Origin of the sequence: Phocaeicola sp. (assembly GCF_048170425.1) — a bacterium.
In the GTDB taxonomy this organism is placed as follows: Bacteria; Bacteroidota; Bacteroidia; order Bacteroidales; family Bacteroidaceae; genus Phocaeicola.
This window is the reverse complement of sequence record NZ_DBEXBB010000267.1, coordinates 1-12435: the sequence shown is the minus strand read 5'-3', so window position 1 is coordinate 12435 and position 12435 is coordinate 1. Positions and strand designations below refer to the sequence as shown.

The following is a 12435-nucleotide window of genomic DNA, read 5'->3' as shown; positions in this document are numbered from 1 at the left end:
ATTTTTAGGATTAACCTTTTCAGTCAGTCTGTATGCAGCTGATAAATATTCTAATCCGGTAATTGACTATAGTTTGCCAGACCCTTCCATCATAAAGGGCGAAGATGGGTATTTCTATCTTTATGCTACGGAAGACATACGTAATCTTCCTATTCACCGTTCTAAAGATTTGGTGAACTGGGAATTTGTGGGAACTGCTTTTACGGATACTACACGTCCGGATTTTGAACCGGAGGGAGGAATCTGGGCTCCTGACATAAATAAAATAGGAGATAAATATGTATTGTATTATTCCATGTCTGTCTGGGGAGGAGAATGGACCTGTGGTATTGGTTGTGCCGTGGCTGATCGTCCGGAAGGACCGTTTAAAGACTGTGGAATGATGTTTCGTAGCAATGGTATCAAAGTGCAGAATTCCATAGATCCTTTCTATATAGAAGAGGATGGGAGGAAATATCTGTTTTGGGGAAGTTTCAGGGGTATTTATGCTATCGAATTGAGTAAGGATGGATTGACAGTGAAGTCGGGTGCCACTCCAGTTCAGATTGCTGGAACTGCATACGAGGGAACGTATATTCACAAGCGTGGAGACTATTGTTATATGTTTACTTCGATTGGCAGCTGTTGTGAAGGGCTGAAAAGTACTTATACGACAGTTGTAGGGCGATCTAAACAGCTGATGGGGCCCTATGTGGATAAGAAAGGTAATCGCATGTTGGACAATCACCATGAGGTACTCATACATAAGAATGAATCTTTTGTAGGAACAGGACATAATTCGGAAATTGTATCTGATAATGCAGGTACAGATTGGCTCTTTTACCATGCTGTCAGTGTCGCTAATCCCGATGGCCGTGTATTGATGCTTGATAAGATTGACTGGATTGATGGTTGGCCGTCTGTGGAAGGTAACTCACCTTCTGTCAAGTCAGAAAAACCACGTTTTTAAGAAAGGAGATAATTATGACTACAGTCAGGTTGTTATTATTAACAGTTTTTGCTTCTTCAATTGTAGGTTGCGGATTTTCTGAAAAAAAAGTACAAGCGACTAATGAGTCAGAGGGCAAAGATATTTTGTTTGCAGATCCTACCATTATTCAGAACCAAGGGAAATACTATCTTACTGGTACAGGGAATAACGTTTCAGAAGGTTTTACTGTAATGGAATCTGTTGATTTAAAGAAATGGTATTTAAGCGATAATCCTTATATATTAAAGAAAAATGACCATACATTTGGTGAAACTGGCTTTTGGGCACCTCAGTGGTTTAGTTTTAATAATATGAATTATTTGACTTATACTGCAAACGAGCAAACCGTTTTGGCTAAGTCTTTGAATCTACTCGGACCTTTTAGACAAGATACGGTAAAACCTATTGATGCAAGTGAGAAAAACATAGATTCTTTCCTGTTTAAAGACGATGACGGTAAATGTTATCTATATCATGTCAGGTTCAATAAAGGAAACTATATTTGGGTATGTGAGTTTGATGTAGAGAAAGGTGAAATTATACCTGGGACATTAAAACAATGTCTTACTTGTACAGAGCCGTGGGAAAGTACGTCTAATTATGTGTCAGATCCTATCATGGAAGGTCCAAGTGTTATAAAAATAGATGGGGTATATTATTTGTTCTATTCTGCTAATCATTTTATGAATATTGATTATGCTGTAGGTTATGCCACTTCATCTTCTCCGCTTGGTCCTTGGAAAAAATATAAGAACAACCCTATACTTCATCGAAGTATTGTAGGAGAAAACGGCTCTGGTCACGGAGACATATTCAAGAATACCAAAGGGAATTATTATTACGTATATCATGTTCATAACTCGGATTCATGTGTTTCTCCCCGCAAAACACGTATAGTTCCTTTGAAAATGAAAAAGAACTCAGAAGGCATATATGATATATCAGTAAGTAAAAATGAAGTTATAAAACCATATCAATATTAAAGTTATGAAAATAAGAAGTTTGTTTAGTATAATGGCTTTATCTTTTGGAGTATCTTCCGTTCAAGCTATTAACTATAGTCCGGACAATGTCTCAGCCGAATTGTTGCTTAAGGTACCGGGAAATGATGCTGTTCATCACTCTTTGAAGTTTGAAAAAATACAAAACTCTGAGTACGATTATCAGCTTGTTGGTAACAAGAAACTTCCGTTAATGCTATATCAAAATATAGAAGGAAGCGATAACTGTAAAAGAATTACCATGCTAGTTGTAGCTTTAGAGGATGTTTATTTTAACTATGGTCAGTTGGTAAAAACTGCTTCCAGACATGATGATTGTTTGTTCTATATGCCAGGATTCTGGTATCGTCGTAATTTGCGCTCTCCAAAAGAGGCTCCTTCTTTCCATACATCTGATAGCTGGATAGTTAGGGAAGACAGGTTAAGTACTCCATTGACTGCTATTTATGACGAAAAAAGCGGGAAAAGTTTTTCTGTTGTACGTATAGATGAGTTTGACTCTGATGCTCTCACAACTCATAAAGAAGGTGAGGTTATTCTGTCTGGAAAAACATCTATCGGATATACCGGATTTGAGAATAAGGATGGAATATCTGCATTGTCGTTTGGGTATCCTTATAGGGAGGCTCCTAAAACATATATTCGTAAACTAACATTGGCTCCTTCTGTAGAGGCCTATCAGTTCCTGAAAAAAGGTGAAAGTATTACTTTGACATGGGAAGTGAGCGAACGTAATGTTAATGATTTCTCTGAATGTGTTAAGCAGATATGGGAGTATAGTTACGATTTGTATAAGCCTGAACCGGTAAACACCCCTTATTCTGATGAAAAGATGAAAGAGGTATTGAGTAATTTCTTTGTGGAAAGTTACGTTGATGATACTCCTACAAAATACTATTCAGGTGTAGAGTTGAGAACTGCTACATGCGAAAATCTAGATGTTGCCGAAGTCGGTTTTGTTGGACGTACATTACTTAATGCATTTAATGCCCTAGAATATGGTGAGAGTCAGAATCGTAAGGATCTGGTTGATAACGCAAATTCTATTTTTGATTCTTATTTACAGAATGGATTCTCGAGCAGAGGATTTTTTAATGAAGTGGTACACTTTAAGAGAAACTTTGTAGAGACAAACCTGAGTATTCGTCGTCAGTCAGAAGGGGTATATGCTGTGTTGTATTATTTGAATTATGAAAAGCAGCACGGACGCAAGCATCCGGAATGGGAGCAAAGATTAAAAACGATGCTTGATGCTTTCTTGAAATTACAGAATCCAGATGGAAGTTTTCCCCGTAAATTCAAGGATGATTTTTCTCTTGTAGATAAATCGGGAGGAAGTACACCTTCTGCCACTCTTCCTTTGGTGATGGGATATAAATATTTCAAGGATAAACGCTATCTGGAGGCTGCCAAACGTTCTGTGGGTTACCTGGAAAAAGAACTGATTTCGAAAGCTGATTATTTCTCTTCTACTTTGGATGCGAATTGTGAGGATAAGGAAGCGTCTTTGTATGCTTCTACAGCTGCGTATTATTTGGCTTTGGCAACGAAAGGACAGGAACGTGCACATTATGCGGAACTTGCTAAGAAAGCAGCTTATTTTGCACTCTCATGGTATTACACTTGGGATGTTCCGTTTGCAAAGGGACAGATGTTAGGCGATATAGGTCTGAAAACTCGTGGTTGGGGAAATGTTTCTGTAGAAAACAACCACATAGATGTGTTTATTTTTGATTTTGCAGATGTGCTTCATTGGCTGTCTAAAGAGTTTAATGAACCTCGTTTTACAGCATTTTCTGAAGTGATAAGTTCTTCCATGCGTCAGCTGCTGCCTCATGAAGGCCATTTGTGCGGAATCGCTAAAAAAGGGTTTTATCCTGAAGTAGTACAGCATACGAATTGGGACTATGGTAAAAATGGAAAAGGATATTATAACGATATTTTCGCTCCAGGTTGGGTGGTTGCTTCATTGTGGGAGCTCCTTTCACCCGGACGTGCTGAAAACTTCTTGAAATAATATTCATCTAAACGGAAATAGAAATTCCCCTTATCCCTGTTTTGAATGAAGGGATAAGGGGAATTTCATATATAATATCCTGAGATTATCTTACTTGGATTACCAAATAACGTGATACACTCCAGAATTCATTCGGGTTATTGATTTTCAAAGTCAACTGACCTTTGTCGTCTTTTACAAGTTCGTATGAACTCTGTGGATGAGTAGTCAGCAATTCAGCTCGTTTGGAGTAAAGTTTGATTTCTTTTTCCTTACGAATATCAATCCGGGTGAAGTAATCTTTGTTGAAGTCATTGTCTTTCAGTACGTCACCCTTCTTCAGAATCTTCTGGTCTTTCAACTCAGATTTGGTGCCGAATACATACCAAGCCGTATTGAGAGCTTTGTCTTGAGCTTCTACGGTCTTAGTCTTTGCTTCATTTTCTGCACTCAGTTCGTCTACGTTCTTATTCAAGTCCATAACAGCTTCATCCAATTCTGCAATACGGATATTCTTTGCAGCCAATTCTGCTTGCAGGGTTTCAATCTGCTGCTGCTTTGCAGCCAGTTCAGCAGTAAGGTTCTTTACAGCTTTTTTCAACTGGGCAGATTGGTATTTACTATTTTTCAGTTGCTCTTCTAATTTTGCAATCTGTTCGCGGTTTGATTTCAGTTTCTCGCTAATGAAACGGATATCATCTTTTATCTTATCGGCAGCCGACTGGCTTTCTAATGTACCTTCTTTCAAGTCTACACGGTTTTCAGCTTCGTTGATTTCGCGGAATCCTTCTTGAATTTCATTGAAGGCTCCCATGATTTCGTCCAGTTCTGTGTCGCGGTTAGAGAGTTCAAGCATCAGTGAATCGTTCTGGGCTTGTAAAGTGCTTTTGTTCTGGCCTGAATTATTACATGCTGTCAGCAGGGCAGCAGCACATAAAGCAGATAAAACAACCTTTCTCATAGTTTTTGAATTTAGAATTATAATTTAGTTATCTTTTCCTCCTAATATAATGACGATTTCTCCTCTTGGTTCAGTCTCTGTGAAGTGTGCAATTACTTCCTGAAGGGTTCCTCTGACGCTTTCTTCATGTATTTTAGAAATCTCCCGACATACGGAAACCGGGCGTTCGGCTCCAAAAACTTCCGCAAACTGGGTCAGCGTTTTAAGCAGGCGATAAGGAGACTCGTAGAAAATCATGGTACGGCTTTCGTCTTTCAGTGCATTCAGTCGTGTCATGCGACCTTTTTTTTGAGGAAGGAAGCCTTCAAAACAGAAACGTTCATCTGGAAGTCCTGATGAAACTAATGCCGGTACAAAGGCCGTAGCTCCAGGCAGGCATTGCACTTCTATGCCGTTTCTTACACATTCTCTTACCACAAGGAATCCGGGATCGGATATTCCAGGAGTGCCGGCATCTGAAATTAAGGCTACCGTTTGTCCTCCTTTTATACGGTTGACAATGCTTTCCACCGTCTGGTGCTCATTGAATTTATGGTGTGATTGCATTGCATTTTTGATTTCATAATGTTTTAAAAGGATACCCGATGTACGTGTATCTTCAGCTAAAATCAGGTCCGCTTCTTTCAATACGCGGATAGCTCGAAATGTCATGTCTTCCATGTTACCTACCGGAGTAGGTACGACATATAGTTTTCCCATACTTTGTACTTCATGTTATAATAGCAAAGGTAAAAAGTTTTCGTATTTACGTGTTCGATTTGTCAAACATTTAACAGAAGTTTTCTCTTTACATAGTGTTTTCGTCACTATTAATAAAAATGCGTCGATTTTTCGCGGATTTCGATTCGTCGTTGTAATTTTGCAATTGTTTTTATGTAATGAAAGAAAATATGGTAGTATATTCAGAAGATCATCGGGAGGAGACTTGCCGAAGAGGAAGGATTGAAGTAATATGTGGCTCTATGTTTTCCGGTAAAACGGAAGAGTTGATACGGCGTTTGCGTAGGGCTACTTTTGCCCATCAGCGGGTAGAGATATTCAAGCCGTCTATTGATACCCGTTATTCAGAGGAAGAAGTGGTGTCACATGATAATAACAGTATCAAATCAACCCCGATTGATTCTTCCGCCAGCATCCTTTTGTTTACTTCGGAGATAGACGTGGTAGGCATTGATGAAGCGCAGTTTTTTGATGATGGATTACCCGAAGTGTGTAATGAACTGGCTAATCGGGGCGTCCGTGTTATTATCGCAGGGCTTGATATGGATTTTAAGGGAGTTCCGTTTGGACCGATTCCTGCGTTGTGTGCCATTGCCGATGAGGTGACTAAAGTGCATGCCATTTGTGTGAAATGTGGTAACTTGGCTTATGTTTCGCATCGTACCGTGCTCAATGACAAAAGAGTGTTGTTGGGGGAAAAAGAAGAATATGAACCCTTATGCCGCTGCTGTTATCAGAAAGCTTTAAAAGAAGGCGTGTCTAAGTAGTTGATAATTAGTGGATGTTTAAATTTATTGAAAAAATATTCCAATAATATTTGGTAGTTATTATAAAAACATCTACCTTTGCACTCGCAATCGGGAAATAACCGATGCAACAAAGGATTGATTCGCTAGCTCAGCAGGTAGAGCACAACACTTTTAATGTTGGGGTCCTGGGTTCGAGCCCCAGGCGGATCACTCGGAAAAGCGATTATCTTTTAAAGATAATCGCTTTTTTTTATTGTTAAATATTTTGTGAGTCGGTAAAAATAAAAGGAGACATCAAGTAAATGATGTCTCCTTTTATTTTGTCTTTTTCAGGGAATACTGAATTACACGTTTGCACGTTTTTCCTGAATTCTGGCTTTCTTACCGGTAAGTGCACGCAAGTAGTACAATTTAGCGCGACGAACTTTACCAACTTTGTTGACAGTGATGCTGTCGATAGCCGGAGATTCCAATGGGAAGATACGTTCAACACCCACTGTTCCTGACATTTTACGTACAGTGAAACGTTTCTTTTCACCGTGACCTGAAATTTTGATAACAACACCGCGATACAACTGTACACGTTCCTTGCTACCTTCAACGATACGGTATGCTACTGTGATTGTGTCACCAGCTTTGAATGAAGGATGCTGTTTGCCAGTAGCAAATGCTTCTTCTGCAATTTTAATTAAATCCATGTTTTGTAATAAATTAAATTGTTTGATCGTTACAACGCAACATATCAAGTAACTCTTCTTTGACAGCGATTGCGCGAAAGCGGGGCAAAGGTAGTGTTTTTCTGCGAAGTAGCCAAATGTTTCCTGCGTATTTTATTAAAAAATGAGAAGTCTTATGGATAGCTTTTACCATTCTTTTGAGCATGTTCCTTTTTTCCGTATTTTTGGCTGCAAATAAACCTTGTTTTATGAATTATCTCAATGTTAGACTTGTAAAAAGTGCAGTTGCCGGCGTGTTGGCCGGGTGGCTGCTGGCCAGCTGTAGCTCAGGTTATTCGCTGGCAGGTGTGGAAGGCGGAAGGGTGGCCATTACTGATGTGTACGACCGTAAACCGGATGCCGAAGCGTTGAATATCTTGAAATCTTATCAGCAGAAAGTCGATAGTATTATGTCGCCGGTCATTGGACATTCGGCAAAGAACCTGACCGCATACCGTCCGGAATCTCCGTTGTCTAATCTGATGGCCGATGTACTTCGTCAGGCAGCGGTGCGGGCGATTGGCAAGCCGGCTGATGTCGCTGTCATGAATATGGGTGGTATCCGGAATGCAATGCCTGAAGGTGAAATTACCTTTGGAACGGTGTATGAAATTGCTCCCTTCGAGAATGCCTTGTGTGTGCTGACAATGGATGGGGCCACCTTGAAGGAGTTGTTCGGACAAATAGCTTCTGTACATGGAGAGGGCCTTAGTGGCGCCGCTTTGAAAATAGATGCTGAGGGAAATCTCTTGGAAGCGAAGGTGAATGGCCGGCAGATTGATGTAAAGAAAACCTATACAGTAGCTACCATTGATTATTTGGCTGAGGGAAATGATAAGATGGAAGCGTTCCGTCGGGCTTCTTCCAAAATATTCCCGAAAGATGCGTTGTTGCGCAACTTGTTGCTTGACTATGTAAAGCAGTGTGAGCAGAAAGGACAATTTGTGACTTCGCAGGTAGAAGGAAGAATAAAAGTGAGTGCGTCCAATTGAAAAATAGAAAAGAGATGAAAAAGATATATTGTTTATGTCTGGCGTGCCTGCTGGTGAGTGTGGTGGCCGCACAGTCGGTGAAAGAATTGTATATATTTCATACGAACGACATGCATAGTCGTATCGAACCCTTTGCCTCTTATTTCCCTGATACGCTACTAGCCGGAAAGGCGGGTGTGTTGCGTCGGGCGGCTTTTGTGAAAGAACAGCGCCGTGAGCACAAAGATATGTTGCTGTTCGATTCTGGTGATTTTTCTCAGGGAAGTCCTTATTATAATTTGTTTAAGGGAGAGGTAGAAATCAAGATGATGAATGAGATGGGGTATGATGCAGGTACGATTGGAAATCATGAGTTTGATTTTGGCCTGGACAATATGGCCCGCTTGTTCAAGATGGCTAATTTCCCGATTGTATGTGCCAATTATGATGTGGCAGGTACCGTGCTGGAAGGTTTGGTGAAGGAGTATACCGTCATTGAGCGCGATGGAATACGTATCGGTGTGTTTGGACTGGGACCGGAGCTTGACGGTCTGGTGGCGCATGCCAATTACGGGAATGTAAAATTTGAAGACCCTGTTTCTGAAGGCCAGCGTGTAGCCGACTTGCTGAAGGACCAGGAACATTGTGACTTGGTGATTTGCCTGTCGCATTTGGGATGGAAGGGTGAACCTTATTCGGATATAGAACTGATAGAGAATACTCGTAACATTGACATTGTATTAGGCGGACATTCTCATTCCTTCTTTGAAGGGCCGGAGTTTTATAAGAATCTTGACGGAATAGAGGTGCCTGTGCAGCAGATGGGAAAAAGTGCGGCATTTGTCGGGCGTATGGTTGTCAAGATGCAGAAAAATTAAAACAGATAGGGTAGAATGAAAAGACGGATTTTGTGGTGTATATTGTGTGCTTGTCTGGCCTCGACTAGTCTCTTTGCACAGGAGCCTGCGCTCTTGAGCCGGGTACACGACACGGAAGCCTGCCGGAAATGGGTAGACGGGCAGATGGAGAAGATGACGCTGAAACAGAAAGTGGGGCAGTTGTTCATTTATACTCTCCAGCCGGTGACAAACCAATACAGCAAGAATGTTTTGCGAAAGATGGTCGATGACTATGGAGTAGGAGGGCTGTTGTTTACCGGTGGAGAACTTCGGAAGCAGGTGCAGATGACCAACTATGCCCAGGCTCATGCGTCGGTGCCTTTGATGGTGACTTTTGATGGTGAGTGGGGACTGGGAATGCGGTTGAAAGATACCCCTTCTTTTCCCTACAATCGTGTGTTAGGATGTATACAGAATGATTCACTGCTTTATGAATATGGTAAGGAAGTGGCTCGTCAGTGTCGTTTGATAGGCGTACAGATTAATTTTGCGCCGGTAGCCGATGTGGATAACAATCCCAATAATCCGGTAATCAATTTCCGCTCTTTTGGCAGTGACCCGAAGAGGGTGGCCGAAAAAGTGGCAGCTTATGTAAAAGGATTGGAGGACAATGGCGTAATGGCGGTGTGTAAGCATTTTCCCGGGCATGGAGATACGGAAATTGATTCACACAATGCGTTGCCTGAATTGAATTTTGACCGGGCTCGTTTGGATAGCATAGAGTTATATCCGTTTAAGAAAGTCATTGAGGCAGGAATTGGCGGTGTGATGGTAGGGCATTTGTATGCTCCGAGTTTAGGCGACGGACCTGCTTCTATTTCGCAGGAGGTAATTATGCATACACTGGTTGATGAATTGCGCTTTCATGGACTGGTGGTGACGGATGCCCTGGAGATGAAAGGAATTGCCGGGCATGATGATGTGTGTGCCCGTGCCTTGATAGCAGGAAACGATATGGTTTTATCTCCTCGTAATTTGAAAAAAGAAATTGACGGTGTGATGTCGGCGCTTAAAAAAGGTCGTCTGTCGGAAGCAGATATCGACCGGAAATGCCGGAAGGTACTGTCTTTTAAATATGCGCTGGGACTTTCTTCCTGGGAAAAAGTGGAAGAAGAAGGACTTGCAGAAAAATTGGTGACGCCGGAGCTTCTGTCGCTTCAGCAGGAATTGTCAAAAGCAGCAGTGACAGTATTGAAGGATTCTTCGTCATTGGTCCCGCTTGATTTATCCGTATCGGGTACGGTACTGTTGAGCGTATCTCCTTCCTTGTCGGAAGCTTATCCGTTTTATCATCAGTTGAAGCAGACTTTCCCGGTCGGCTGGTTGCATGCGAATGTAGATTCATTGGATGTCGTGGAAGCACGTCTGCGTCCGACACAACGGGTATTGGTGGCTTTACATTCAGATAAGGTGGAGCCGTATGCGGCTTTACTGGAAAAGTTGGCAAAAGACAAGCCTTTAGCTTTGATTTGCTTTGGCGATATGAAGATGCTGGAAAAAATTCCGGAAGTGGTCCGCTATGCTTCTACTGTAGTACTGGCACATGCTGACGAGAAATTTGTACAGCGTTACGTGGCAGATTTGTTTTTGGGCAATGCGTATGCTGACGGTCGTTTGTCTATTCCGTTGGCTGGAGTGTTCAAGGCTGGTAATGGACTGACCATCGATCCGGAAGCTCCCCGTCAATACAGTCCGGAGGACTTGGGCATGGATGCGTCGATATTATCACGGATCGATAGTATTGCAGAAGAAGGTATCCGGCTGAAGGCTTATCCAGGATGCCATGTGATGATTCTGCGGGAAGGTCTTCCGGTTTACAACAAGTGTTTCGGTAACTATACCTATGCGGGAAAGGAACCTGTTAAGGAAAATAGCCTATATGATTTGGCTTCTTTGACTAAGGTAACAGCTACGCTGCTGGCAGTGATGAAACTTTATGATGAAGGAAAATTCGGATTGACTGACCGTGTATCCGATTATTTGCCTATATTGAAAAAAACAGATAAGTCGCGTATTACGGTGCGAGATTTACTTTTCCATGAATCTGGATTGCCAGCCTACTGGCCTTTCTATGAGGATGCGGTGGATATGAAGTCTTGCAAAGGAGGGCTGTTCCGTAAGAAAGCTGATAAGAATCACACGCTGAAACTGGCTGAGAATGTGTATGCCTGCAATGATTTCCGCTATAATCCGGAGTGGGTATCACTTACTCCATCGGTTGAATATCCGCTTCAAGTTGCAGACAGTTTGTTTCTGGGAAGTGATTTCAGTAAGAATATATTAGAGCAGATTGCAAAAGTTTCAGTGAAAGGAAAATCCTATCGTTACAGTTGCCTGAACTTTATGCTTTTGAAAGAAATGGTGGAAAAACTGGCAGGTGTGCCAATGGATGTGTACTTGGATAGCGTATTCTATACCCCGATGGGTTTGCGCCATACGGCCTTTTTGCCCTTGCGTAAATTCCCGAAGAAGCAGATTGTACCTTCTGTAGAGAATGATTTCCTTCGTGGAAGTAAGTTGCAAGGATTTGTGCAAGATGAGGCTGCCGCATTCATGGGAGGCGTGTCTGGAAATGCAGGCTTGTTCTCTACAGCGCAGGATGTAGCGAAAATTGCTCAGATGTGGCTGGACAAAGGAATCTGCGGTGACCGGAGATACCTCAGCCGGGCAACTTGTGAACTCTTTACTACGCTGAAGTCGCGTGACAGTCGGCGGGGCTTAGGTTTTGACAAACCCGATACGGAACATACGGACAACAGTCCTTGTACTCCTAAAGCACCAGCTTCCGTGTTTGGGCATACAGGTTTTACGGGAACCTGTGTGTGGGTGGATCCGGATAATGAACTGGTTTTTGTTTTCTTGAGTAACCGAACTTATCCTTCTGTCTATGAGCCTAATAATCTGGTTCGTTATAACATTCGCACTCGGATTCAGCAGGTGATGTATCAGTCTATCTTGCATTGATACTATTTAGACATGATATAAATTGGGTAGAAAATGCAAAGTGGATGTGACAATTGATTGGAAAAAGATTAACTTTGCATTATCAATTTAGGACTAATAATAACTTAACTTTTTTACTACAATGGCTTACGTAATTAGTGACGATTGTATCGCTTGCGGTACTTGTATCGATGAATGCCCGGTTGGCGCAATCTCAGAAGGTGATAAATATTCAATCAATCCGGACGCTTGCACAGAATGTGGAACTTGTGCTGACGTTTGTCCTTCTGAAGCAATTCACTTGGGATAATCGAATCGTCTGTATGACACACAATAAGGGAATTCTTTTCGGAGAGTTCCCTTATTTTTGTATGCTCGGCATGAGTATTAGCTAATGGGTGCAAGTCCCCAATGAGCCCTAATAGCGGGAATCATACAGCCAATAGCAAGGGTGTCCATCGCGAGGTGGAATCTGAAAGAAGCTGGCGGCAAATATCTGGTCTGACGGA

At 41.8% G+C, this 12435-nt stretch carries 11 protein-coding genes and 1 tRNA gene; 9 read left to right on the top strand and 3 right to left on the bottom strand.

Going from position 1 to position 12435, the window contains the following annotated elements:
- Positions 1–28: 28 nt before the first annotated feature.
- Genes ACMJ0U_RS10615 through ACMJ0U_RS10605 form a run of 3 tightly spaced genes read left to right on the top strand, consistent with a single transcriptional unit; the run spans position 29 to position 3988 of the window.
- Positions 29–949 (top strand): family 43 glycosylhydrolase, encoded by a 921-nt coding sequence (locus ACMJ0U_RS10615; protein WP_417129891.1) that lies wholly within the window; start codon positions 29–31, stop codon positions 947–949.
- Positions 950–963: 14 nt separating this feature from the next.
- Positions 964–1953 (top strand): glycoside hydrolase family 43 protein, encoded by a 990-nt coding sequence (locus tag ACMJ0U_RS10610; protein WP_118211759.1) that lies wholly within the window; start codon positions 964–966, stop codon positions 1951–1953.
- A gap of 4 nt (positions 1954–1957) precedes the next feature.
- Complete coding sequence (locus ACMJ0U_RS10605; protein WP_417129890.1) at positions 1958–3988, top strand: hypothetical protein; 2031 nt, start codon at positions 1958–1960, stop codon at positions 3986–3988.
- Positions 3989–4073: 85 nt separating this feature from the next.
- Here ACMJ0U_RS10605 and ACMJ0U_RS10600 read toward each other — a convergent pair whose 3' ends face one another.
- Entirely contained in the window at positions 4074–4928 is an 855-nt protein-coding gene (locus ACMJ0U_RS10600) for a hypothetical protein (RefSeq protein ID WP_417129889.1), read from the bottom strand.
- Positions 4929–4952: 24 nt separating this feature from the next.
- Complete coding sequence (gene rsmI, locus ACMJ0U_RS10595) at positions 4953–5627, bottom strand: 16S rRNA (cytidine(1402)-2'-O)-methyltransferase (RefSeq protein ID WP_303240240.1); 675 nt, start codon at positions 5625–5627, stop codon at positions 4953–4955.
- Positions 5628–5818: 191 nt separating this feature from the next.
- Here rsmI and ACMJ0U_RS10590 point away from each other — a divergent pair, with 191 nt between their 5' ends.
- Entirely contained in the window at positions 5819–6415 is a 597-nt protein-coding gene (locus ACMJ0U_RS10590; protein WP_040312301.1) for a thymidine kinase, read from the top strand.
- Positions 6416–6534: 119 nt separating this feature from the next.
- Positions 6535–6607, top strand: a tRNA-Lys gene (locus ACMJ0U_RS10585).
- A 134-nt stretch (positions 6608–6741) separates the two neighbouring features.
- Here ACMJ0U_RS10585 and rplS read toward each other — a convergent pair.
- Positions 6742–7095, bottom strand: a complete 354-nt coding sequence (gene rplS, locus ACMJ0U_RS10580; RefSeq protein WP_007557752.1) for a 50S ribosomal protein L19 — start codon at positions 7093–7095, stop codon at positions 6742–6744.
- A gap of 227 nt (positions 7096–7322) precedes the next feature.
- On the opposite strand from rplS, the gene ACMJ0U_RS10575 reads away from it, so the two are divergent.
- The 4 genes from ACMJ0U_RS10575 to ACMJ0U_RS10560 all read left to right on the top strand — a co-directional run bounded on the left by ACMJ0U_RS10575 (position 7323) and on the right by ACMJ0U_RS10560 (position 12236).
- Positions 7323–8105 carry a 5'-nucleotidase C-terminal domain-containing protein gene (locus ACMJ0U_RS10575; protein ID WP_417129888.1) on the top strand — a complete coding sequence of 261 codons (783 nt, stop codon included), beginning with the start codon at positions 7323–7325 and terminating at the stop codon, positions 8103–8105.
- Between the two features lie 14 nt (positions 8106–8119).
- Positions 8120–8962, top strand: coding sequence for a bifunctional metallophosphatase/5'-nucleotidase (locus tag ACMJ0U_RS10570; RefSeq protein WP_417129887.1), 843 nt, complete (start codon positions 8120–8122; stop codon positions 8960–8962).
- A gap of 15 nt (positions 8963–8977) precedes the next feature.
- Positions 8978–11947, top strand: coding sequence for a glycoside hydrolase family 3 N-terminal domain-containing protein (locus ACMJ0U_RS10565; protein WP_417129886.1), 2970 nt, complete (start codon positions 8978–8980; stop codon positions 11945–11947).
- A gap of 121 nt (positions 11948–12068) precedes the next feature.
- Complete coding sequence (locus ACMJ0U_RS10560) at positions 12069–12236, top strand: DUF362 domain-containing protein (RefSeq protein WP_007557742.1); 168 nt, start codon at positions 12069–12071, stop codon at positions 12234–12236.
- Positions 12237–12435 lie beyond the last annotated feature (199 nt).

Bases quoted from the DNA above. Each gene is read 5' to 3' on its own strand.
- ACMJ0U_RS10570 (WP_417129887.1), top strand. From the start codon at position 8,120: ATGAAAAAGATATATTGTTTATGTCTGGCGTGCCTGCTGGTGAGTGTG.
- ACMJ0U_RS10600 (WP_417129889.1), bottom strand. From the start codon at position 4,928: ATGAGAAAGGTTGTTTTATCTGCTTTATGTGCTGCTGCCCTGCTGACA.
- ACMJ0U_RS10575 (WP_417129888.1), top strand. From the start codon at position 7,323: ATGAATTATCTCAATGTTAGACTTGTAAAAAGTGCAGTTGCCGGCGTG.
- rsmI (WP_303240240.1), bottom strand. From the start codon at position 5,627: ATGGGAAAACTATATGTCGTACCTACTCCGGTAGGTAACATGGAAGAC.
- ACMJ0U_RS10610 (WP_118211759.1), top strand. From the start codon at position 964: ATGACTACAGTCAGGTTGTTATTATTAACAGTTTTTGCTTCTTCAATT.
- ACMJ0U_RS10605 (WP_417129890.1), top strand. From the start codon at position 1,958: ATGAAAATAAGAAGTTTGTTTAGTATAATGGCTTTATCTTTTGGAGTA.
- ACMJ0U_RS10565 (WP_417129886.1), top strand. From the start codon at position 8,978: ATGAAAAGACGGATTTTGTGGTGTATATTGTGTGCTTGTCTGGCCTCG.
- ACMJ0U_RS10590 (WP_040312301.1), top strand. From the start codon at position 5,819: ATGGTAGTATATTCAGAAGATCATCGGGAGGAGACTTGCCGAAGAGGA.
- rplS (WP_007557752.1), bottom strand. From the start codon at position 7,095: ATGGATTTAATTAAAATTGCAGAAGAAGCATTTGCTACTGGCAAACAG.
- ACMJ0U_RS10560 (WP_007557742.1), top strand. From the start codon at position 12,069: ATGGCTTACGTAATTAGTGACGATTGTATCGCTTGCGGTACTTGTATC.